Here is a 20,836-nt window from a genome sequence, read left to right on the forward strand (position 1 = left end):
TTCGGACCCAAGAGGACCTTCGCGCGTGGAGATTTCCGCCGGTATTCAGGCTAGCCTAGCAGGCCGCTATGCAGTGGCCCTGTTCGATCTCGCATCCGAGGCAGGCAACGTAACTTCGGTCGAATCCGATCTTGATAAGCTCGGTGCGGCCCTCAACGAATCAGCCGATCTTTCGGCTCTGATCAAAAACCCCGAAATCAGCCGCGCCGATCTCGGCAAGGCAATGACCGCACTGGCGGGCCATCTCGGCCTCGACAAGCTGACCGGCAATTTTCTCGGGGTTCTCGCGCAAAATCGCCGTCTGTCGCAATTGCCCGCCGTTATCCGCGCCTTCTCCGCAATCGCTGCGGTTCAGCGCGGCGAAGTGACGGCCGAAGTCGCCAGCGCACACCCTCTTTCCGACGAGCAGGTTTCCAGCCTGCAGGAAAAGCTCAAGGCCCGCGAAGGCCGCAATGTAAAGATCCGCACCAGCGTCGATCCTGACCTTCTTGGCGGGCTCGTCGTCACCATCGGTTCCAAACGGATCGACAGTTCGATCCGTACCCGTCTCAATAGTCTCGCTCACGCGATGAAGGGCTGAAAGGCTGAACATGGAAATCCGCGCCGCAGAAATCTCCAAGGTCATTAAGGACCAGATCGCCAGCTTCGGTACCGAAGCTCAGGTCAGCGAAGTCGGCAGCGTGCTGTCGGTCGGTGACGGCATCGCTCGTATTCATGGTCTGGACAGCGTTCAGGCCGGTGAATTGGTCGAATTCGCCAACGGCATTCAGGGCATGGCCCTCAACCTCGAATCCGACAATGTCGGTGTCGTGATCTTCGGGTCGGACGCCAACATCCGCGAAGGTGACAGCGTCAAGCGCACCGGCACCATCGTGGACGTCCCCGTCGGCAAGGGCCTGCTCGGCCGCGTGGTTGACGCTCTCGGCAACCCGATCGACGGCAAGGGCCCGATCGTGGCTGACAAGCGTGCGCGCGTTGAAACCAAGGCCCCGGGCATCATCCCGCGTAAATCGGTTCACGAACCCGTGCAGACCGGCCTCAAGGCCATTGACGCACTGGTTCCGGTTGGCCGTGGCCAGCGCGAACTGATCATCGGCGACCGTCAGACCGGCAAGACCGCTGTCGCCATCGATACCTTCATTAACCAGAAGGAAGCCAATCAGGGCACCGACGAGAGCAAGAAGCTCTACTGCATCTACGTTGCCGTCGGTCAGAAGCGTTCGACCGTCGCACAGATCGTGCGTCAGCTCGAAGAAAACGGCGCTATGGAATATTCCATCGTGATCGCCGCAACCGCTTCGGAACCGGCGCCGATGCAGTACCTCGCTCCCTACACCGGCGCTGCGATGGGTGAATTCTTCCGCGACAACGGCATGCACGCCGTGATCGTGTATGACGACCTTTCCAAGCAGGCCGTTGCCTATCGTCAGATGTCGCTGCTCCTGCGTCGTCCGCCGGGCCGCGAAGCCTATCCGGGTGACGTGTTCTATCTCCACAGCCGCCTTCTGGAACGCGCTGCAAAGATGAACGACGAACAGGGCGCAGGTTCGCTGACCGCTCTGCCGATCATCGAAACGCAGGCTGGCGACGTGTCGGCCTACATTCCGACCAACGTGATTTCGATCACCGACGGCCAGATTTTCCTTGAAACCGGTTTGTTCTACCAGGGCATCCGTCCGGCCATTAACGTTGGTCTGTCGGTGTCGCGTGTGGGTGGTGCAGCCCAGACCAAGGCGATGAAGAAGGTTGCCGGTTCGATTAAGCTCGAACTCGCCCAGTACCGCGAAATGGCTGCCTTCGCGCAGTTCGGTTCGGACCTCGACGCTTCGACCCAGAAGCTGCTGAACCGCGGTGCCCGCCTGACGGAACTGCTCAAGCAGGCCCAGTTCTCGCCGCTGTCGTTCGAAGAACAGACCCTTTCGATCTTCGCCGGTACCAACGGCTACCTCGACGCACTGCCCGTTGGCCGTGTCACCGAGTATGAAGCTGCCATGCTCAGCTACATGCATTCGGAACATGCCGACGTTCTGGCCCTGATCCGCGACACCAAGGACTTCGGCGATGAAGCCAAGTCCAAGACCGTTGCTGCTCTCGACCAGTTCGCCAAGCAGTTCGCCTGAGCCACACTTAACAGGGAGCCGTCATGGCCTCGCTTAAGGAACTCAAAGGCCGGATCAACTCGGTCAAGTCGACCCAGAAGATCACCAAGGCCAAGCAGATGGTTGCTGCCGCGAAACTGCGTAAAGCGCAGGCCGCGGCAGAAGCCGCGCGTCCCTATGCCGAACGGCTGGCGGACGTGATGGGCTCGCTGGCCAGCAAGATCACGGTCAGTGAAAACAGCCCCCGCCTGCTTGCCGGTACCGGCTCTGACCAGCGTCAACTGCTGGTCGTCATCAACACCGACAAGGGCCTCTGCGGCGGCCTCAACTCCAACGTTGTCCGCGCCGCGCTGGCCAAGGCCCGCGCACTGATCGCAGACGGCAAGTCGGTGTCGTTCTATCTCGTCGGCAAGAAGGGCCGTGCACCGATCCGGCGCGCGTTCCCCGATGCGATCATCGGCGGTTTCGATACTTCGGTTGTCCGTACGCCGGGCTACGAAGAAGCGGAAGCGATCGCCAACGAGCTGACCGGTCTCTACGATTCCGGCAAGTTCGATGTCGCGCACCTGGTCTACGCCACGTTCAAGTCGGCGCTGGCACAGGACCCGACCGAGCAGCAGATCATCCCGGTGCCCGCTCCCAAGCAGGCTGCCGAGGACAATTCGGGTGCCGTGGTGGAATACGAGCCGGAAGAGGAAGCTATCCTCGCCGAGCTGCTGCCGCGTTATCTCAAGACGCAGCTTTTCGGCGCACTGCTGGAAATCGCCGCATCCGAACAGGGTGCATCGATGACAGCGATGGACAACGCCACGCGCAATGCTGGCGATCTGATCAACAAGCTGACCATCCAGTACAATCGCAGCCGTCAGGCCGCGATTACCACCGAACTCATCGAAATCATCGCCGGCGCAGAAGCGCTGTAAGAGATCACAGGCAAGGATAAGACCATGGCCACCGCCCCCGTTCTCAACAAGACCACCAATGGCACCATCAGCCAGGTCATCGGCGCCGTCGTCGACGTGACCTTTGAAGGTGAACTGCCCGCAATTCTCACCGCACTGGAAACCGACAACAACGGCAACCGCCTTGTTCTCGAAGTTGCCCAGCACCTGGGTGAAAACACCGTCCGCACGATCGCGATGGACTCCACCGACGGTCTGACCCGTGGTCAGAGCGTGACCAGTACCGGCGCGCAGATTTCGGTTCCGGTCGGTCCGAAGACGCTCGGCCGCATTCTCAACGTCGTCGGGGAACCGATCGACGAACGCGGCCCGGTTGGCGCTGACCAGTTCGCCCCGATCCACGCAGAAGCCCCGCTCTTCGTCGACCAGTCGACCGAAGCGGCCATTCTCGTCACCGGCATCAAGGTTATCGACCTTCTCGCCCCTTACGCAAAGGGCGGCAAGATCGGCCTGTTCGGCGGCGCCGGCGTGGGCAAGACCGTGCTTATTCAGGAACTGATCAACAACATCGCGAAGGGCCACGGTGGTGTGTCCGTGTTCGCTGGCGTTGGTGAACGTACCCGCGAAGGCAACGACCTTTACCACGAATTCCTCGACGCAGGCGTTATCGCCAAGGACGCCGACGGCAACCCGACCCCGGAAGGTTCTAAGGTTGCGCTGGTGTTCGGCCAGATGAACGAACCCCCGGGCGCCCGCGCTCGCGTGGCTCTGTCGGGTCTGACCATGGCGGAATACTTCCGTGACCAGGAAGGCCAAGACGTGCTGTTCTTCGTGGACAACATCTTCCGCTTCACGCAGGCCGGTTCCGAAGTGTCCGCTCTGCTTGGCCGTATTCCTTCGGCCGTGGGTTATCAGCCGACCCTGTCGACCGACATGGGCGCGCTGCAGGAACGCATCACCTCCACCACCAAGGGTTCGATCACCTCGGTGCAGGCCATTTACGTTCCGGCCGACGACCTTACCGACCCTGCGCCGGCAACCTCGTTCGCCCACTTGGACGCAACGACCACGCTGAACCGTGCGATCTCCGAACTGGGTATCTACCCGGCCGTTGACCCGCTCGACTCCACCAGCCGCGTGCTGACCCCGGCCGTTGTCGGCCAGGAACACTACGAAACGGCGCGTCGCGTTCAGGAAACGCTGCAGAAGTACAAGTCGCTGCAGGACATCATCGCCATTCTCGGCATGGACGAACTGTCGGAAGAAGATAAGATCACGGTCGCCCGCGCCCGCAAGATCCAGCGCTTCCTTTCGCAGCCGTTCCACGTGGCAGAAGTCTTCACCGGCATCTCCGGCAAGTTCGTTCAGGTTGAAGACACCGTGAAGTCGTTCAAGGCTGTCGTCGACGGCGAATACGACCACCTGCCCGAAGCAGCCTTCTACATGGTTGGCGGCATCGAAGAAGCGGTCGCAAAGGCCAAGAAGCTGGCAGAGGACGCCTAAGATCATGGCCCTGCACTTCGAACTCGTCACGCCGGCCAAGCTGGTCCGCTCCGAAGACGTCTACATGGTGGTCGTCCCCGGTTCGGAAGGCGAATTCGGCGTGCTGGAGGGCCATGCGCCCTTCATGTCGACCATCCGTGACGGCGCCGTGCAGGTCTACAAGACCGAAAACGGGCAGCCCGAAGAAATCCAGGTTCGCGGCGGTTTCGCCGAAGTGGGCGCCAATGGCCTCACGGTCCTGGCGGAACATGTCGACGCCTGATCGTCCTTGACGTGACAGAACAGAAAGGGCGCCCGCTGCGGCGCCCTTTTTCGTATAGCCATGGCTGTGCGTCAGCGCCCTTTCCCGTGCGTCGGGGCATGGAAATCAGGTGGTTTGCCCGCGATCCATGTGAGAAATCGTGCGACCGGCGCGTGCAGGCACAGGACATCGCGATTCATTCCGATGCGCGCCAGTTCGGCATTGGTGAAATGCGCATGCAAGGTCCTGTGGCAGATCGGATGCAGGGGGACCACCACCCGCCCGCCCTTCTGTCGCGGCACGGCATGGTGCCATTCCACCCGCTGCCCCAAAGGACGCGTACAGAGCCAACAACTGCGCGAACTCGGCGTCATCCCTTTAGTAAGCCATAATTAATCATTTCGTTTAAGAAGGGGCCCGCCCCGCACCGACCAAGGTTAACACGATGGCAAGTATCAGTACCACGGCAAAACCTGCCCTTGTCAAAGCTGTCCTGCCGGAATGGCTCGTCGCTGCGGCTGTCATCCTTTTCTTCACGGCGCTGACTAGATTTCTCTGGTTCGGCGATCCCATCATCGATTTCGACGAACAACTTTATTCGTTCGTCGGCTGGCGCATGACTCAGGGGGAACTGCCGTTTGTCGATCTGTGGGATCGAAAACCGTTCGGCCTTTTCGCCTTGTTCGCGATAGCGCACGGAATCGGTGGCCCCGGCCCGGCAGCCTATCAGGTCATGGCCAGCCTGTTTGCTATGGCGGGTAGCGCCCTCACCTACATCCTCGCGCGCGATCTCGCAGGTCGGCTGGCATCGTGCACTGCCGCCGCGCTCTATCTCCTGTTTATGGCGCTTTATGGAAGTTATGGGGGACAGAGCGAGATTTTCCATGTGCCGTTGATGGTGGCCATGGCGCTGCTCGTGCGCGATCCGCAACGCGCGGATGCCGGTATGCGTACCTGTGGGGCCATGCTGCTCGGCGGGCTGGCGCTACAGATCAAATACACTGTCCTGCCGCAATGCCTCTTCTTCGGGCTCTACGCGCTGTGGGGCCAGTTCCGTAGCGGCGCCAGTCCCGCGAGGCTTGCCCGCATCGCCGCCGTGTATGGCATTCTTGGCGTGCTGCCCACGGCGCTCGTTGCGCTGTTCTATCTCGCGCAGGGCCACCTCGATGCCTTCGTATTTGCAAACTTCCTGTCCTTCTTCGATCGCATGCCCAGTGCTTCGGGACGATTCGACGCGCATCGGCTGACACTGCTGTTTCCCTTGTTGTTAATCGCAGCCTACGGCGTTTACACGGCGTTTCCCATAAAGCGGGCGCGCAACATGGATCGCTATCTGTTCCATATCGGCTGGATGGTCGCGGCCTTCCTCACGGTGGTGCTGCCTGCCACAGTCTACCCCTATTATTACGGCGCACTGGTACCGCCCGCCATTCTGGTCGCCACGCCGTTCATGGACCGGGCAAGTCCTTTGCGGCTGACAGCCTGCGCTTTGCTGGTCGCAGCGATCATCACGGGCGTAAGCCCGGTCAAACGTCTCGCCTTTACCCGCGAACACCGGGAAACCGCCCGCGAAATCACGGCCGCGATTGCCCCCTACGTCGGACGCGATCGCGATTGCCTGTATGTTTTTGACGGTCCTGTCGCTCTGTACCGGTTAACCGACAGCTGCGTGCCATCCCGGTTCGTCTACCCCGATCATCTGAACAACAAGCTCGAGGAACATGCGCTGGGCGTGGATCAGGCCGCCGAAGTAGCCCGCATCTTTTCCCACCGCCCGGGGGCCGTCGTGACGGCGAGCCGTGCCGTCACCCCGCAAAGCGCGCGCAGTCAGGCCGTTCTCCATGCCGCATTACGCGCGCACTATACGCGGGTTTCCAGCTTCCCGAACTACAACCGCCGACTGATCGTCTGGATACGTAACGACAAACTTGTCCCAACCGGATGAGGGGTACTGTACCCGCTGCTATCCGATCGCGCGCAGCATCTCTTTCTCGCCGCGTTAGGAAGTTCTCAAAACTTTATAATTAATAATACGGAAATAGCACCGGCATGAGCCGGATAAATCTAGGTCTTACAGGGGTTTGGAATGAGCGCATTCGGACGGAAAACCAGTGCTGGAGGCATGGTTCCGGGGGCAAGGCCGACTTTCGGGGTAGCGCGCCCGATGAAAGGCGGCGGCATGCCCATCGTCGACGAACGCCCGGCCCCGCAGGGCGGTCAGTTTCCCCCTGTTCCGGGCGATCCGCTCCTCGATGATCTGGTCCCAGGTGCAGCACCGGACCCTGCGCGTGCCGATCCCATGGCTCGCCTCGCCGATCGCGCGAATGTCGTGGTTTCGGGCGAAGCGAAAGTCGAAGGGTTCGAAGCCAGCGTTCACAAGATCAAGGAACAGGTGTTGCCCCGCCTGCTCGAACGCGTCGACCCGGAAGCCGCCGCAACGCTGAGCAAGGAAGAGCTGTCAGAAGAATTCCGCCCGATCATTCTCGAAGTGCTCGCGGAACTGAAAATCACGCTGAACCGGCGCGAACAATTCGCGCTGGAAAAGGTGCTGGTAGACGAATTGCTCGGCTTTGGTCCGCTGGAAGAACTGCTGACCGACCCCGACGTTACCGACATCATGGTGAACGGTCCGAACCAGACCTACATCGAAAAAAAGGGCAAGCTGCAACTCGCCACAATCAAGTTCCGCGATGAAGGACACCTGTTCCAGATCGCCCAACGCATCGTGAACCAGGTCGGCCGCCGTGTCGACCAGACCACCCCTCTCGCCGACGCCCGTCTGAAAGACGGCAGCCGTGTCAACGTGATCGTGCCCCCGCTGTCCCTGCGCGGCACCGCAATCTCGATTCGTAAGTTCTCCGAAAAGCCGATCACGCTCGACATGCTGCGAGATTTCGGCTCGATGGATGACAAGATGTGCACCGCGCTGAAAATCGCCGGGGCATGCCGCATGAACGTGGTCATCTCGGGCGGTACGGGCTCGGGTAAAACGACCATGCTGAACGCCCTGTCGAAGATGATCGACCCCGGCGAACGCGTGCTGACCATCGAAGACGCCGCCGAACTCCGGCTGCAGCAGCCACATTGGCTGCCGCTCGAAACCCGTCCTCCGAACCTCGAGGGACAGGGTGAAATCACCATTGGCGATCTTGTGAAAAACGCCCTGCGTATGCGCCCGGATCGCATCATTCTGGGCGAAATTCGCGGCGCGGAATGTTTCGATCTGCTGGCGGCCATGAACACCGGCCACGACGGCTCGATGTGCACCCTGCACTCCAACAGCCCGCGCGAATGCCTTGCCCGTATGGAAAACATGATCCTGATGGGCGACATCAAGATCCCGAAAGAAGCCATTTCGCGCCAGATCGCAGAATCGGTGGACCTTATCGTGCAGGTGAAACGTCTGCGCGACGGTTCCCGTCGCACCACCAACATCACCGAGGTGATCGGGATGGAAGGCGATGTGATCGTGACGCAGGAACTGTTCCATTTCGAGTATCTCGACGAAACCGACGACGGGAAGATCATCGGTGAATTCCGCACGTCGGGCCTGCGCCCCTACACACTGGAAAAGGCCCGCCAGTTCGGGTTCGATCAGGCCTATCTCGAAGCCTGCCTCTGACGGCTGTTGCCGTTAATCATGCGGAATGCGCGATCACCCGCGTAAAGGGCTTGATCGCGCATAAGGCCTCTCTAAGGCGTAGCGATGCCCGCTGCGCCGCAACAACGCCCCTTGATGGCCCTCGCCGTACGTGTGGCCGCGGTGGCCATGCTGGCGACGATGATGGCGCTGGTCAAACTGGTCGCCGCGCGCGGTGTGTCGTTCGTCGAAATCATGTTCTGGCGCCAGTTTATCACTGTCCCGCTGATCATCGGTTTCCTGATGATGACAGGCGCGCTCCATCGCCTGAAGACGGCGCGCGTTTCCCACCATTTCCGTCGCGCTTTTCTGGGGCTCGCCGGCATGGCGATGACATTTGGCGCCGCGATCATGCTGCCGCTTGCGGAAGCGCAGGCCCTGCAATTCACCGCCCCGCTTTTCGCCACGATCCTTTCGGTTTTCATGCTGAAAGAACGGGTGGGCGCCTGGCGGCTTTCCGCCCTGATGCTCGGCTTTGCCGGTATTCTGATCATCACGCAGCCCGGTGATGTCGAGATACCGCCGCTCGGCCTGGTCGTGGGGCTCGGTTCGGCTTTTGCCATCGCGCTGCTTTCCATCCTGATCAAGGATCTGAACCGATCGGAAGAGCCGCTGACCATCGTGTTCTACTTCGCCGCCTTTACCAGTCCATTTCTTGCGCTGGGGCTGCCCTTCGTCGACATGACTCATGACACGACCACCTGGGCCCTGCTCGCCACGCTTGGCGTCTGCGGGCTGGCGGGCCAGATTCTCCTTACGCTCGCCCTGCGTCTGGGGCCGGTTTCCAGCGTGATCGTGATGGATTACACCGGGCTCGTGTGGTCGACGATCTATGGCATTCTGCTGTTCAGCGAGTTTCCGCCCGCGGCAACGTGGATCGGTGCGCCGCTGATCGTAATTGCCGGTCTGTTAATCGTATGGCGCGAACACGCGCTTCACAAAGCGTCGTCCCAAGCCGACAACATACTCGGACGGTAACGGAACAGAAGGAACCGCTACTCGTTTCCTCTGCGCTATTTGCCGCATTCACTGGCATAAACAGAAAGGGACCAGAACCATGATCCGCAAGCTTATCCTTGCCCTGGCACTTGGCGGTATCGCGATCACCGCGACCGCATGCAACACAGTCAAAGGCGTGGGACGCGACGTCGAATCCGTAGGCGAGGCCGCTGACCGCGCCCTGTAAACTCGGCTGCAAACAGGGATGCCCGCGTCAAAGCGGCGCATCTCTCCACTGTTTGCGATAGACCAGCGTAAGATTGTTGGCGGGCATGGCTTCGCGCCGTGTCCGCCGAAAGCCGTTATGTTCGGCCAGCGCATCGATCATCGACACATTGCGCATGCCCCAGCGCGGATCGCGCATTTGCAGGCTTTCGTCGAACGCGGCGTTTGACGGTGCCGTAGGAACATCATCCTCAAGATAGGGTCCGTATAGCACCAGTGCCCCACCGGCGGGCAGTATGCGGCTGGCACCGGCGAACAAACCCTCGGTGGCCTCCCATGGGCTGATATGCACCATATTGATGCACAGTACGGCATCGGCGCGCCCGATTGGCCAATCCGGCTGCATGGCATCCAGTTCGAGCGGTGGCAGGAGATTGGGCATGACACTATCGTCCTGCCATGCTGCAATGGATGCCCGCGCTGCCGGGTCCGGATCGCTGGGTTGCCAGACCAGACCGGGGAAGCGACCTGCAAAATAGAGGCCGTGCTCCCCCGTGCCGCTGGCGATTTCAAGAACCAGCCCGGCGGGCGGCAATTCATCGGCAAGGACTGCGGCGATCGGGTCCCGATTGCGCCCGGCGGCGGGGGCATGCTGTTTCATGATGCTTTTGCCATTTTGCGCGCGGCCTTTTCACGGATGATCAACCACAGCAGCAGCCCGGTTGGCCCGGCCAGCATCACCAGCAGCAGCACAAGGGCCTGAACAATCCGCGAAAAGCCCTTGGCATCGGCATCGCGCGCGATCCACAGGCCGATGAACAGATCGAAGGCGAGATAGTGGGTCCAGCCAATCACCACACCCGCATCATTGCCCGAAATCGCGCGAATACCTTCGACGGAAAAGAACGTCACCCCATCCGAATAGGGCCCGCCGGGATCGACAGCCCCGGTCAGCACCGATCCCAGCCCCAGTACATACGTCAGGCTAAGCAGGGCGACACAGCCATAAAGCACGAGTGCCAGCGGAAACGGGCGGCGCGGCAACAGGAGCAGGATCGCCCAGCCCGCCAGCGCAACGATATTGGTAATAGCGAAATAGGCGTGCCACATTCTTGCAATCCCCTCTGCCTTTGCGGATGGAATAGCATCAGTGGCGGCAATCAGGCCAGTTTCCTTTACCGCTGGCCATGCCCCGCCCCGTCGCGCTCCGCCCGATCCCGCTCAAAACGGCGGGCGATGCGCATCAGGGAATCGTATTCGTGAACGAAGCGCCCCCCCGCCCGTTCCTGCGCCAGTTCGAGAATGACCTGCGCCATGCGCTTGTCCGAAATCGAACGATAACGGCGATAACTGCCATGCAGAAGCAAATCGATCAACGGGCTCAGCGTAATGGCCAGCCGTTCCCGGGGCCGGGGATCGGCGTCGTCGCGCGTTCCCCGCAAAAGACCGGGGCGCAAAATATCGAGGCGGGTAAAGCGCATCTTCTGCAAGGTGTCCTCAACCTCGCCCTTGACCCGCATATAGAGATGCTTGCTCTGCCGACCTGCGCCAATTGCCGAAACGCAGATAAACTGGCGAATACCGGCATCCTTTGTGGCCTGGGCAACCTGCAAAACGAGTTTTTCGTCCACTGCGCGGAAGGCGTCCTCGTCTTCCCCGGATTTGGCCCAGGTCGTCCCCAGGGCGCACACCACCGCATCGGGTTGCAGCGATTCAATGATGTCCGCCCAATGCGCGCTATCCGCAACGAACATTTCCATCCGCGCGCCCATCGGCAATTCGATGCGGCGACGGGCAATCGCAGCCAGATGCACAGGCTCATAGCCCACTGCGCACTGCATGACCGCACGCCCGATCAGCCCGGTCGCCCCGATGACCAGCACCCGCCGTTTAGACATTGCGCAGCCCTTCCGGCACCTTGCCGAAAATCGCGGCGTAACGATCGATCGCGTACTTATCCGTCATGCCCGCGATAAAGTCCGCAATATGGCGGCTGCGCGCGGGCTCTGCGACAGGAAGGGCATTGGCCCATTCCGCCGTCATCAACGCGGGGTCGGCATCGTAGGCACTGAACAGCGAAGCGATCACATCGCGCGCACGTTCCGCCGTACTGACCTGATCGGGATGGTTGTAGAGCCTGGCATACATGAAGCTCTTCAGCCTGCGTTCCTCAGCAGCAACCGCCGGAGAAAAGCCCACCAGAGCGGCATCCGCCCCCCGCACCGCATCGACGGAATCCATTCCCGCAAGCCCACTGCGCGTATGGTCCAGCAGATCGTTGACCATCAGCCCGATCTGCCCCCGCACCAGTTCACGCAACTGGCTCTCCCGCGATGCGTTGGGGAAACGCCGTTCGACCACGCGCCACTGATCCGCCACGAAATCCAATGTCAGCAGATCGTCCAGTTCCAGAAACCCTGCGCGCAGACCATCATCAATATCGTGATTGTCATAGGCGATATCATCGGACAGCGCGGCCACTTGCGCTTCGAGCGAGGCGTAACTGCCCAGATCCAGCGGAAACGCCGCATCCAGTTCGCGCAGTGCCCAGTTCGGATCGGCTACGGGGCCGTTATGCTTTGCCAGCCCTTCAAGCAGTTCCCAGGTGAGATTGAGCCCGACATGATCACAATAGGGGCTGTCGAGGCGCATCAGCATGCGCATCGCCATCGCGTTGTGATCGAAACCACCATGTGCGCGCGTGGCTGCGTCCAGGGCATCTTCCCCGGCATGGCCGAACGGCGGATGGCCGATATCATGGGCAAGACAAAGGGCTTCGGTCAGATCCTCGTCCAGCCCGAGCGTTCGGGCGATGACCCGCCCGATCTGCGCCACTTCGATGCTGTGCGTCAGCCGGACCCGATAGTGATCGCCATCGGGGGCGATGAACACCTGGGTTTTATGGCGCAGGCGCCGGAAGGAAATCGAATGAATGATCCGGTCACGGTCGCGCTGGAATTCACTGCGCGGCCCGCGGGTGCCGGCCCGATCTTCGGGATATTCACGGCCGCGCGACTGCGCGGGATCGGAGGCGTAAGGCGCGCGATTCATGCGGCCCGGACCTAAGCCGAGGTGGGCCGCATGGCAACAGCTTCAACGGATCTCCCACCCCATCAATCGTCACCCAGAATCCAGGCGGCGCCTTTCTCTGCATGGATGCGGGTGCAATCGTAGATCGGCAGGACATTGGCATCCACATCAACGATCAGTTCCAGTTCCGTCGCCGCCAGAACGATTGCCCGCGCGCCTTCCTGTTCCTTCACCGTGATGATCGTCTTCAACGTCCGTTCGGCATCGCGCGTCACCTTGCCGCAAGTGAGTTGGTTATAGATGATGCGGTCCAGCGTCTCGATCACCTTGGGGTCCGGCGGCAACAGGTCCACCCCATGCGCAACGAGCCGCTGGCGATAGAAGCTTTCGGTCATGACATTGCTGGTCCCGAGCAAGGCTGCGTTCTTCACGCCATCCTTGGCCATGCGCTCGCCCACGCATTCCGCGATATGCAGCACGGGAATCTGCACCGCACCGGCGATCCGGTCATAGACCTTGTGCATGGAATTGGCGCCGATCAGCAAAGCCGTTGCACCCGCCGTTTCGAGACGCTGGGCAGATGCAATCAGAATGTCGGCGGCACGATCCCAGTCTTCATCGCTGCTAAGACCGCACAGATCGGTGAAATCCAGATTTTCCAGCAACATCGGCGCACTGGCATGAGGATTCCGGCGCGCCTGAATAATGCGGTTGATATGTTCGTAATAAGTACGGGTCGAGACCCAGCTCATCCCGCCAATCAGGCCGAGTTTACGCAAAGCAGTGATTCCCAATTATGCCCAGGGAGCAAACAGGCGACAGACCGCCCAATGCCGATTGCGAAACATTGCCACGGACCGCCCCCCAGCGTCAAACGGATGCGCCAACCATTCACCGAAAAACGAAAAAGGCGGCCTCGCATTCGCAAGACCGCCTTCCGAAATCGGGGCAATCGCTCTGCAAATCAGTGCTGCAGCGCCTTGTTGATTTCTTCAACCATCTTCTTGGCATCGGCCAGCAACATCATCGTCTGGTCCATATAGAAGACGTCGTTATCGACCCCGGAATAACCCACGCCGCCCATCGACCGCTTGACGAAGAAAATCGTCTTCGCCTTGTCGACATCGAACACGGGCATCCCATAGATCGGGCTGCTCTTGTCCGTTTTGGCCGCCGGATTGACCACGTCGTTCGCGCCGATAATGAAGGCCACATCGGTCTGCGCGAATTCGCCGTTGATATCTTCCAGTTCGAACACCTCGTCATAAGGAACGTTCGCTTCGGCAAGGAGCACGTTCATGTGCCCCGGCATACGGCCTGCAACGGGGTGAATGGCGTACTTCACCGTCACGCCCGCTTCCTTTAGGAGATCGCCCATTTCGCGCAGCACATGCTGCGCCTGCGCCACCGCCATACCGTAACCCGGAATGATGATGACCTGATTGGCTTCCTTCATCAGGAAGGCCGCGTCTTCGGCGCTACCCCGCTTCCACGGACGGTCAACCTTGGTGCCATCACCGCCACCGCCGCTGTCATTCGCGCCGAAACCACCCGCAATCACCGAAACAAAACTGCGGTTCATGGCCTTGCACATGATGTACGAAAGGATCGCGCCCGACGAACCCACCAGCGCGCCGGTGATGATCATGGCCGTGTTGTGGAGCGTGAAGCCCATCGCCGCCGCAGCCCAGCCCGAATAGGAGTTCAGCATGGAGACGACCACCGGCATATCCGCGCCGCCGATGGGAATGATCAGCAGGAAGCCGATGATGAACGACAGCGCGGTGATCGCCACGATCACCCACAGGCTCTGATCCTGGGTGAAATACCCCACCAGCGCGAGAATAGCGGCCAGCGTGCCGAGATTGATCACATGCCGTCCGGGCAGCATGATCGGCGCGCCGCTCATCTTGCCGGCAAGCTTGAGGAACGCGATAACCGAACCGGAGAAGGTGATCGCACCGATGGCGATACCCAGCCCCATTTCTACCCGGCTCTGCACGTGAATGAGGCCATCAGGCCCGGCAATGCCGAACGCGATCGGGTTCAGATAGGCAGCAAGACCCACCAGCACGGCGGCGAGACCGACCAGGCTGTGAAACGCCGCGACAAGCTGCGGCATATCGGTCATCGCGATCTTGCGCGCGATAAAGAAGCCGATCGCACCGCCGATCGCCACGGCCGCAAGAATGCGAACCAGCGTGATCAGATCATCGGGCGTGGGTTGCGGCAGGAATGTGCCATCGGGCACCGGCGCGTTGATCAACAGCGTCGTCAGCACAGCCAGCGCCATACCGAAAATGCCAAGCCGATTGCCCCGCCGCGACGTCGCAGGCGAACTCAGCCCGCGCAACGCGAGAATGAAGCAGATGCCCGATATGAGATAGGCCAGCATGACCCATGCTGGAGGAGCGGCATGCGGCATCACTTGCGCTCCTTCTTCTTGTACATGGCAAGCATGCGTTCGGTCACGGCGAAGCCGCCGAAGATGTTGATGCTGGCGAGAACAACCGCGCCAAGGCCCAGCCACATGCCGCCTTCAGAGCCGGACGAGGCTGAAGCGATCAGCGCGCCGACGATAATGACGGACGAAATGGCGTTGGTCACCGCCATCAGGGGCGTGTGCAGAGCCGGCGTCACCGACCAGACCACGTAATAGCCCACGAAGCAGGCCAGCACGAAGATCGAAAGGATACCAATGAAATCCATGGTTCAGTTCCTTCTCACCCAAGCAGCCGTTCGTTCACGACCTTGCCGCCTTGCGTGAGGCGCACGGCATTGCCGATTTCTTCGTCCAGCACAGGCTTGCCCGCCTCCTTGTCCCAGAAAGCGGACAGGAAGTTGTAGAGATTGCGCGCAAACAGCGCGGATGCATCAGACGCCAGATGCGCCGGGGTGTTGGAATAGCCGATGATTTTCACACCATGCTTCACAACCACCTGATCGGCGACCGAACCTTCAACGTTCCCGCCTTGTGCAACGGCCAGATCGAAAATCACGCTGCCGGGACGCATGGTCGCGATCTGGGCATCGGTAATCAGGCGCGGCGCGGCGCGGCCCGGGATCAATGCCGTGGTGATCACGATGTCCTGCTTGGCAATGTGCGAAGAGACCAGTTCGGCCTGGGCCTTCTGATATTCTTCGGACATTTCGGTGGCATAGCCACCCGCACCTTCGCCTTCGATCCCCGCCACGCTTTCCACGAAGATCGGCTTGGCGCCAAGCGACTGGATCTGTTCCCTGGTGGCGGACCGCACGTCCGTTGCGGAAACCTGTGCACCGAGGCGACGAGCCGTGGCAATGGCCTGAAGGCCCGCAACACCGACACCCATGATGAACGCCCGCGCGGCCGTAATCGTACCCGCCGCCGTCATCATCATCGGGAACGCGCGGCCGAATGCATCGGCTGCAGCCAGAACCGCCTTGTAACCGGCCAGGTTCGACTGGCTGGAGAGGATATCCATCGACTGTGCGCGGGTGATGCGCGGCATGAATTCGAGCGACAAAGCCTCGACCCCGGCGGCCGCATAGGCATCGACACGCTCCCGCTTGACGAAAGGATCAAGCGCGGCGGTCAGCCACACCCCGGGTTTCGCACCGGCCAGCAGCGCGGCATCGGGGCCTTGCACCCCAAATACGATATCCGCGTCTTTCACCACCGTTTCGAGCGGTCCGACTGCGGCACCGGCTTCGCGATAGGCCTCATCACTGATGGACGCACCGTCTCCGGCGCCTTGTTCGACCGCCACGACCGCACCCAGCGCGATGAATTTCTTCACCGTTTCGGGGGTTGCGGATACGCGCGTCTCTCCTGCGGCTCGTTCCTTGAGAACCGCAATCCTCGTCGATGCTGTCATCAGCTCGAGATCAGGACCACAACCAGCAACGCGATCAGGGCGCAGATCGGCGTTGCCCATTTCACCATGGTGATGAAGTTGTCGTAGGACCGTTGAGCAGCCTTCATGTCATTGCCAGAAGCCATAATTCGCCTTCCCCATTTGAAAAACGGCCATATCTGTGGCCAATGGGGCCTGCTCTAGCTTCCCCCGGCCTGTCGTCAAGGCTCGCATTTACGGATTCCAGCGATATTTGGGGAGTTGACAGACTTCGCGGACAATTTCCGTCGCCACGCGCAGGACTTAATCAGGTCTTTACACACACAGCTTATTGCCATGATCGTACCAATAAGAGACAGATAGGGTCATGAGCGAGAGCACTGAGCGACTGTTGATGCTGATCGACGATGAACCGGCGCAAAGCCGGTTGATCAGCGCGCTTGCCGCACGCGAAGGCTGGCGCACGCTGATCGTGCGCGATTCGGAAAGCGCCATTGCCACGCTCGGCACACGCCAGGGCATGCAATTGGGCGCAATCATCCTCGACCAGTGGGTGCCCGGCGATGATGCCTGTGCGCTGATCGCCGAACTCAAGGCCCGCCGTCCCGCACTGCCCATTCTCATGCTCACCACCAGCGCCAGCCCCTTGCTCGCGGTGGAAGCGATGCGTGCAGGCGCCACCGATTATCTGGTCAAACCCGTCTCGCCCGATCGCCTCATGCTGGCCCTGCGCAGCGCGACCACACGGGAAGCCCCGCGCGACGAATTGCAGCCGCTGACGGAAAAAATCGCCGCCACGCTCGATTTCGATGCGATGATCGGCACGAACCCCGGTTTTCGGGCAGCGCTCGCCAAGGCTGCCAAGACGGCACGCGGCCACGGCAGTGTGCTGATCGAAGGCGAAAGCGGCACGGGCAAGGAAATGCTCGTCCGTGCGATGCACGCCGCCAGCCCGCGTGCCAAAACGCAACTGCGCATCGTGAATATCGGCAGCGTGCCGGTCAATTCTATCGAATCCGTGCTGTTCGGCCATGAAAAAGGCGCGTTTCCCGGCGCATTCGATCGACAGATCGGCGCCATGCAGCATTGCGACGGCGGCACGCTGGTGCTCGACGAAATCGACCGCCTGCCCCCGATGGCGCAGGACCGGCTGGCCGAAGCCCTGCAATCCCGACAAGTGCGCCCGATCGGCGCCAACCACCGCTTCCGGATCGATGTCAGGGTTATCGCTGCCAGCAACTGGCCGCTGGAAGACCTGGTTGCGGGCGGCGTGTTTCGCGAAGATCTGTACGACGCCCTGTCCACCACCCAAATCACCATGCCACCCTTACGCAGCCGCCCGGGCGATATTCCTGCTCTGGCCCGCTATTTCCTGCATCATATCGGCGAACAGCCAGGCCTGCGCCCGCTTGGCGTAACCGATGGCGCACTGGCACTGCTGGCAGCCTATGACTGGCCCGGCAACGTCCGTCAGTTGCAGGCCACCCTGTTTCGCGCTGCCGTTTTCTGCGATGGCGATGCCCTGACCGCACAGGATTTCCCGCAGCTTTCGGAAATGCTGGGCGATGCGCAAATCGTGTCCAGCCCGGTTCAGGATGGCGTCGGCATCCAGCTTTACACCGAAGACGGCAATCTGCGGCTGCTCGAAGAAATCGAAGCCGATGTGATCCGGCTCGCTATCGGCCATTACCGGGGCCGGATGAGCGAAGTCGCCCGCAGGCTCGGCATCGGCCGCTCCACGCTGTATCGCAAGCTTGGCGATCTCGGGATCGAAGGCTCCAACGCCGCCTGACGCCACGTGAGGCGCCGCCCGCCCCAGCTTGTCAGTCTGTCAGTCTGTCAGTCTGTCAGTTCGCTGAAATCCGTCAGGGCGCTGTCGCGCAAACCACGCCAGATATCCCGCGCCTGAACCGTTTCGGGCACGTCGTGTACCCGCAACAGCTGGATTCCGGCGTTCATCCCGTGCAGCGCCACGGCCAGCGACCCGCCTAGACGCTTATGCGCGGGGGCTTCGTTGGAAAGAGCCCCGACGAGCCGCTTGCGACTGGCCCCCAGCAGCAAGGGCTGCCCAAGCGCATGGTAAAGCGGCAGGGCATTGATAATGGCGAGGCTGTGCGTGAGCGATTTGCCGAACCCGATACCGGGATCGAGCACGATGCGTTCGCGCGGGATTCCGGCGGCGATCGCGGCGTCACGCCGGTCACGCAGCCAATCGAACACGTCGAGCGCGGGATTAACGTAATGCTCGTTGCTGTGCAGATCATCGCCTTCTCCGGGCGCATGCATTAGGATCACCGGCACCCCGCTGCCCGCGGCGAATTCCAGCGCGCGCGGATCGTGCCGCAGGGCCGATACATCGTTGATGATATGCGCCCCGGCATTCAGCGCCGCCTCCATCACGCCCACGCGGCGCGTGTCGACACTGATGGCCGCCCCCATCGCCGACAGGCTTTCGATGGCGGGGATGACGCGCTTCAGTTCGTCCCCTTCCCACACCGCCGGTGCGCCGGGGCGCGTGCTTTCCCCGCCGACATCGACCAGCGCCGCCCCGCCTTCGAGCATGGCCCCGGCATGGCGCCGCGCTTCTTCCGGATCATCCAGAAACTTGCCACCATCGGAAAAACTGTCAGGCGTGACATTGAGAATGCCCATGATCTGCGGCTGATCCAGCCGGATCGTGCGCGGGCCGCATTGCAACGGGGCATGGCTCGCGCGCAGTCCCGCCCATTGCGCCAGACCTTGTTCCACCAGATCGGCGGGCAAACGGGCCAGCGCCGCATCCATACCCGACACGGACACGCGTTCACGCGCCACCACTTTGCCCGCTTCGCGCTGGATAAGGGCGAAACGGTGCGCATAGACCATCCCACCGCCCAGCCGGATCGCTTCGCCTTCCTCGCTCTGCGGGCTGGCGCAAAGGCCGATCGGACGGATGTAAAGTTGTCGGGCCATCAATCCGCCTGCCTATCAGCGTTCATCGCAACGCCATTATGCCAAAAAACGTCTCTATCCTGAAAGCCGACAAAGGCGATCTGGAATACCGCAGCATTCCAGATCGCCCCGCCCTCCCTCAAGCTGAAATCTATCAATCTTCAACACTTAGAAGATATAATTGACGCAATGCATCAAGTGGCTTGTCCGCGCCTTCGTGCGTGATCTGCCAGAATGTCCAGCCATTGCAGCTCGGCGCGCCCTGCAGCACTTTGCCGACACCATGGATCGAACCGATTTCCTTGCCGCTTTCCAGCGATCCGTCGGCCCGAACCGTCGCCGTCCAGCGACGTTGCTTGTCGAACAGTTGCGTGCCCGGCGCGATCAGCCCCGCTTCGACCAATGCACCGAAAGCAACGCGCGGCGCGTCTTTCCGGCTTTGCATCGTGGTCAGCGCGCTTTCGTCCAGCGGCAGCGCCATTTCGATCCGTTCGAGTGCAGCGTCACGATAACCGGTTTCCCGTTCGCAACCGATCCAGTCGCGTCCCAGACGCTTCGCCACGGCCCCGGTCGTCCCCGTACCGAAGAACGGGTCTAGTACGACGTCGCCCTTTTCGGTGGTCGCCAGCATAACGCGATACAACAGCGCTTCCGGCTTCTGCGTCGGATGCACTTTGTGCCCGCCCTTTTTCAGCCGTTCCTGACCGCCGCAAATGGGGATCACCCAATCCGACCGCATTTGCAGTTCGTCATTGAGCGTCTTCATCGCGCGGTAATTGAAATGATATTTCGCCTTTTCGCCCTGGCTGGCCCAGATCAGCGTTTCGTGCGCGTTGGTAAAACGCGTACCGCGGAAATTTGGCATCGGATTGGATTTGCGCCAGACGATATCGTTGAGAATCCAGAACCCCAGATCCTGGAGGATCGCGCCAACGCGGAAGATATTGTGATACGATCCGATAACCCACAGCGCGCCATCCGGCTTAAGGATACGCCGCGCTTCGGTCAGCCAGTCGCGCGTGAAACGATCGTAAGTGGCGAAGCTGTCGAACCGATCCCAGTCGTCCGTCACGGCATCGACATGGCTGCCATCCGGGCGATTGAGATCACCGCCAAGCTGCAGATTGTACGGCGGATCGGCAAAAATCAGGTCAACGCAATTATCCGGCAGTGAACGCATCGCTTCCACGCAATCACCGGCAAGGATCTGCCCCAGCGGCAGTTCCGTTTTGGGCGCAATCCGCGCCTTGCCGGGTTCTGCGCGCGCCGGCGCGCGAACCTTTGTCAGTACCTGTACCATAAACCGTATTTGAACCCCCTTGGTTGACCTTAGGGTGAGTCTTCACGGAGTCTGCGTCAAGCGCGTATCGCCCCGACATCCTTGCACAACATGGTTAAACCGAGCTTGCCACGATGAGAACACAACGAGTCCGGCACAGGATGTGGAGTCACCGGCAAGTGCGATGACTCGATATATGGGGGTGTGGCCA

At 61.0% G+C, this 20,836-nt stretch carries 22 protein-coding genes; 10 read left to right on the forward strand and 12 right to left on the reverse strand.

Going from position 1 to position 20,836, the window contains the following annotated elements:
- The first annotated feature begins 25 nt into the window (after positions 1 to 25).
- The 5 genes from EGO55_RS00450 to EGO55_RS00470 are packed head-to-tail and all read left to right on the forward strand — an operon-like array spanning position 26 to position 4,766.
- Positions 26 to 580, forward strand: a complete 555-nt coding sequence (locus EGO55_RS00450; protein WP_021689010.1) for a F0F1 ATP synthase subunit delta — start codon at positions 26 to 28, stop codon at positions 578 to 580.
- Between the two features lie 10 nt (positions 581 to 590).
- Positions 591 to 2,120, forward strand: a complete 1,530-nt coding sequence (atpA, locus tag EGO55_RS00455; protein ID WP_021689011.1) for a F0F1 ATP synthase subunit alpha — start codon at positions 591 to 593, stop codon at positions 2,118 to 2,120.
- Positions 2,121 to 2,143: 23 nt separating this feature from the next.
- Positions 2,144 to 3,022, forward strand: coding sequence for a F0F1 ATP synthase subunit gamma (locus EGO55_RS00460; RefSeq protein WP_021689012.1), 879 nt, complete (start codon positions 2,144 to 2,146; stop codon positions 3,020 to 3,022).
- Between the two features lie 24 nt (positions 3,023 to 3,046).
- Positions 3,047 to 4,504 (forward strand): F0F1 ATP synthase subunit beta, encoded by a 1,458-nt coding sequence (atpD, locus tag EGO55_RS00465; protein WP_021689013.1) that lies wholly within the window; start codon positions 3,047 to 3,049, stop codon positions 4,502 to 4,504.
- A gap of 4 nt (positions 4,505 to 4,508) precedes the next feature.
- A complete protein-coding gene (locus EGO55_RS00470) occupies positions 4,509 to 4,766 on the forward strand; it encodes an ATP synthase F1 subunit epsilon (protein ID WP_021689014.1) in 258 nt (85 codons plus the stop codon).
- A 71-nt stretch (positions 4,767 to 4,837) separates the two neighbouring features.
- On the opposite strand, the gene EGO55_RS00475 is transcribed toward EGO55_RS00470, so the two are convergent.
- On the reverse strand, positions 4,838 to 5,119 hold the full coding sequence (locus EGO55_RS00475) for a hypothetical protein (protein WP_021689015.1): 282 nt from the start codon (positions 5,117 to 5,119) through the stop codon (positions 4,838 to 4,840).
- Positions 5,120 to 5,190: 71 nt separating this feature from the next.
- On the opposite strand from EGO55_RS00475, the gene EGO55_RS00480 reads away from it, so the two are divergent.
- The 4 genes from EGO55_RS00480 to EGO55_RS00495 all read left to right on the forward strand — a co-directional run bounded on the left by EGO55_RS00480 (position 5,191) and on the right by EGO55_RS00495 (position 9,571).
- Complete coding sequence (locus EGO55_RS00480) at positions 5,191 to 6,690, forward strand: ArnT family glycosyltransferase (RefSeq protein WP_021689016.1); 1,500 nt, start codon at positions 5,191 to 5,193, stop codon at positions 6,688 to 6,690.
- 141 nt (positions 6,691 to 6,831) lie between these two features.
- Positions 6,832 to 8,367 carry a TadA family conjugal transfer-associated ATPase gene (locus EGO55_RS00485; RefSeq protein WP_084619886.1) on the forward strand — a complete coding sequence of 512 codons (1,536 nt, stop codon included), beginning with the start codon at positions 6,832 to 6,834 and terminating at the stop codon, positions 8,365 to 8,367.
- Between the two features lie 84 nt (positions 8,368 to 8,451).
- The gene (locus EGO55_RS00490) at positions 8,452 to 9,363 is read left to right on the forward strand and encodes a DMT family transporter (protein ID WP_021689018.1); all 912 of its coding nucleotides are present in this window, start codon (positions 8,452 to 8,454) and stop codon (positions 9,361 to 9,363) included.
- 79 nt (positions 9,364 to 9,442) lie between these two features.
- The gene (locus tag EGO55_RS00495) at positions 9,443 to 9,571 is read left to right on the forward strand and encodes an entericidin A/B family lipoprotein (protein WP_021689019.1); all 129 of its coding nucleotides are present in this window, start codon (positions 9,443 to 9,445) and stop codon (positions 9,569 to 9,571) included.
- A gap of 27 nt (positions 9,572 to 9,598) precedes the next feature.
- On the opposite strand, the gene EGO55_RS00500 is transcribed toward EGO55_RS00495, so the two are convergent.
- The 9 genes from EGO55_RS00500 to EGO55_RS00540 all read right to left on the reverse strand — a co-directional run bounded on the left by EGO55_RS00500 (position 9,599) and on the right by EGO55_RS00540 (position 16,561).
- Positions 9,599 to 10,210 carry a DUF938 domain-containing protein gene (locus EGO55_RS00500; protein ID WP_021689020.1) on the reverse strand — a complete coding sequence of 204 codons (612 nt, stop codon included), beginning with the start codon at positions 10,208 to 10,210 and terminating at the stop codon, positions 9,599 to 9,601.
- On the reverse strand, positions 10,207 to 10,659 hold the full coding sequence (locus EGO55_RS00505) for an abscisic acid-deficient protein Aba4 family protein (protein WP_021689021.1): 453 nt from the start codon (positions 10,657 to 10,659) through the stop codon (positions 10,207 to 10,209). Before EGO55_RS00505 ends, EGO55_RS00500 begins: the two co-directional genes overlap by 4 nt.
- 65 nt (positions 10,660 to 10,724) lie before the next feature.
- On the reverse strand, positions 10,725 to 11,447 hold the full coding sequence (locus EGO55_RS00510; RefSeq protein WP_021689022.1) for an NAD(P)H-binding protein: 723 nt from the start codon (positions 11,445 to 11,447) through the stop codon (positions 10,725 to 10,727).
- Positions 11,440 to 12,600, reverse strand: a complete 1,161-nt coding sequence (locus EGO55_RS00515) for a deoxyguanosinetriphosphate triphosphohydrolase (protein ID WP_021689023.1) — start codon at positions 12,598 to 12,600, stop codon at positions 11,440 to 11,442. The genes EGO55_RS00510 and EGO55_RS00515 overlap by 8 nt, the downstream gene beginning before the upstream one ends.
- Positions 12,601 to 12,662: 62 nt before the next feature.
- Positions 12,663 to 13,358 (reverse strand): aspartate/glutamate racemase family protein, encoded by a 696-nt coding sequence (locus EGO55_RS00520; RefSeq protein ID WP_021689024.1) that lies wholly within the window; start codon positions 13,356 to 13,358, stop codon positions 12,663 to 12,665.
- A gap of 185 nt (positions 13,359 to 13,543) precedes the next feature.
- Positions 13,544 to 15,004, reverse strand: coding sequence for an NAD(P)(+) transhydrogenase (Re/Si-specific) subunit beta (locus EGO55_RS00525; RefSeq protein WP_021689025.1), 1,461 nt, complete (start codon positions 15,002 to 15,004; stop codon positions 13,544 to 13,546).
- Positions 15,004 to 15,288 (reverse strand): proton-translocating transhydrogenase family protein, encoded by a 285-nt coding sequence (locus tag EGO55_RS00530; protein ID WP_021689026.1) that lies wholly within the window; start codon positions 15,286 to 15,288, stop codon positions 15,004 to 15,006. The genes EGO55_RS00525 and EGO55_RS00530 overlap by 1 nt, the downstream gene beginning before the upstream one ends.
- Before the next feature lie 14 nt (positions 15,289 to 15,302).
- Positions 15,303 to 16,436 carry an NAD(P) transhydrogenase subunit alpha gene (locus tag EGO55_RS00535; RefSeq protein WP_040715006.1) on the reverse strand — a complete coding sequence of 378 codons (1,134 nt, stop codon included), beginning with the start codon at positions 16,434 to 16,436 and terminating at the stop codon, positions 15,303 to 15,305.
- Complete coding sequence (locus EGO55_RS00540; protein WP_084619888.1) at positions 16,436 to 16,561, reverse strand: aa3-type cytochrome c oxidase subunit IV; 126 nt, start codon at positions 16,559 to 16,561, stop codon at positions 16,436 to 16,438. The genes EGO55_RS00535 and EGO55_RS00540 overlap by 1 nt, the downstream gene beginning before the upstream one ends.
- Positions 16,562 to 16,782: 221 nt before the next feature.
- Between EGO55_RS00540 and EGO55_RS00545 the strand changes: the two genes are divergently transcribed.
- On the forward strand, positions 16,783 to 18,207 hold the full coding sequence (locus EGO55_RS00545) for a sigma-54-dependent transcriptional regulator (RefSeq protein WP_021689028.1): 1,425 nt from the start codon (positions 16,783 to 16,785) through the stop codon (positions 18,205 to 18,207).
- Positions 18,208 to 18,254: 47 nt separating this feature from the next.
- Here the strand turns inward: EGO55_RS00545 and folP are convergent, their stop codons facing one another.
- Both folP and EGO55_RS00555 read right to left on the reverse strand, forming a co-directional pair.
- On the reverse strand, positions 18,255 to 19,367 hold the full coding sequence (gene folP, locus EGO55_RS00550; protein ID WP_021689029.1) for a dihydropteroate synthase: 1,113 nt from the start codon (positions 19,365 to 19,367) through the stop codon (positions 18,255 to 18,257).
- Between the two features lie 133 nt (positions 19,368 to 19,500).
- Positions 19,501 to 20,646 (reverse strand): site-specific DNA-methyltransferase, encoded by a 1,146-nt coding sequence (locus EGO55_RS00555; RefSeq protein WP_021689030.1) that lies wholly within the window; start codon positions 20,644 to 20,646, stop codon positions 19,501 to 19,503.
- Between the last annotated feature and the right edge of the window lie 190 nt (positions 20,647 to 20,836).

The organism is Caenibius tardaugens NBRC 16725 (genome assembly GCF_003860345.1).
Taxonomy (GTDB): domain Bacteria; phylum Pseudomonadota; class Alphaproteobacteria; order Sphingomonadales; family Sphingomonadaceae; genus Caenibius; species Caenibius tardaugens.

Excerpts from the sequence above, each read along its gene's own strand:
- atpA (WP_021689011.1), top strand. The coding sequence starts at position 591 with ATGGAAATCCGCGCCGCAGAAATCTCCAAGGTCATTAAGGACCAGATC.
- EGO55_RS00460 (WP_021689012.1), top strand. The coding sequence starts at position 2,144 with ATGGCCTCGCTTAAGGAACTCAAAGGCCGGATCAACTCGGTCAAGTCG.
- atpD (WP_021689013.1), top strand. The coding sequence starts at position 3,047 with ATGGCCACCGCCCCCGTTCTCAACAAGACCACCAATGGCACCATCAGC.
- EGO55_RS00470 (WP_021689014.1), top strand. The coding sequence starts at position 4,509 with ATGGCCCTGCACTTCGAACTCGTCACGCCGGCCAAGCTGGTCCGCTCC.
- EGO55_RS00475 (WP_021689015.1), bottom strand. The coding sequence starts at position 5,119 with ATGACGCCGAGTTCGCGCAGTTGTTGGCTCTGTACGCGTCCTTTGGGG.
- EGO55_RS00480 (WP_021689016.1), top strand. The coding sequence starts at position 5,191 with ATGGCAAGTATCAGTACCACGGCAAAACCTGCCCTTGTCAAAGCTGTC.
- EGO55_RS00485 (WP_084619886.1), top strand. The coding sequence starts at position 6,832 with ATGAGCGCATTCGGACGGAAAACCAGTGCTGGAGGCATGGTTCCGGGG.
- EGO55_RS00490 (WP_021689018.1), top strand. The coding sequence starts at position 8,452 with ATGCCCGCTGCGCCGCAACAACGCCCCTTGATGGCCCTCGCCGTACGT.
- EGO55_RS00495 (WP_021689019.1), top strand. The coding sequence starts at position 9,443 with ATGATCCGCAAGCTTATCCTTGCCCTGGCACTTGGCGGTATCGCGATC.
- EGO55_RS00500 (WP_021689020.1), bottom strand. The coding sequence starts at position 10,210 with ATGAAACAGCATGCCCCCGCCGCCGGGCGCAATCGGGACCCGATCGCC.
- EGO55_RS00505 (WP_021689021.1), bottom strand. The coding sequence starts at position 10,659 with ATGTGGCACGCCTATTTCGCTATTACCAATATCGTTGCGCTGGCGGGC.
- EGO55_RS00510 (WP_021689022.1), bottom strand. The coding sequence starts at position 11,447 with ATGTCTAAACGGCGGGTGCTGGTCATCGGGGCGACCGGGCTGATCGGG.
- EGO55_RS00515 (WP_021689023.1), bottom strand. The coding sequence starts at position 12,600 with ATGAATCGCGCGCCTTACGCCTCCGATCCCGCGCAGTCGCGCGGCCGT.
- EGO55_RS00525 (WP_021689025.1), bottom strand. The coding sequence starts at position 15,004 with ATGCCGCATGCCGCTCCTCCAGCATGGGTCATGCTGGCCTATCTCATA.
- EGO55_RS00530 (WP_021689026.1), bottom strand. The coding sequence starts at position 15,288 with ATGGATTTCATTGGTATCCTTTCGATCTTCGTGCTGGCCTGCTTCGTG.
- EGO55_RS00535 (WP_040715006.1), bottom strand. The coding sequence starts at position 16,436 with ATGACAGCATCGACGAGGATTGCGGTTCTCAAGGAACGAGCCGCAGGA.
- EGO55_RS00540 (WP_084619888.1), bottom strand. The coding sequence starts at position 16,561 with ATGGCTTCTGGCAATGACATGAAGGCTGCTCAACGGTCCTACGACAAC.
- EGO55_RS00545 (WP_021689028.1), top strand. The coding sequence starts at position 16,783 with ATGAGCGAGAGCACTGAGCGACTGTTGATGCTGATCGACGATGAACCG.
- folP (WP_021689029.1), bottom strand. The coding sequence starts at position 19,367 with ATGGCCCGACAACTTTACATCCGTCCGATCGGCCTTTGCGCCAGCCCG.
- EGO55_RS00555 (WP_021689030.1), bottom strand. The coding sequence starts at position 20,646 with ATGGTACAGGTACTGACAAAGGTTCGCGCGCCGGCGCGCGCAGAACCC.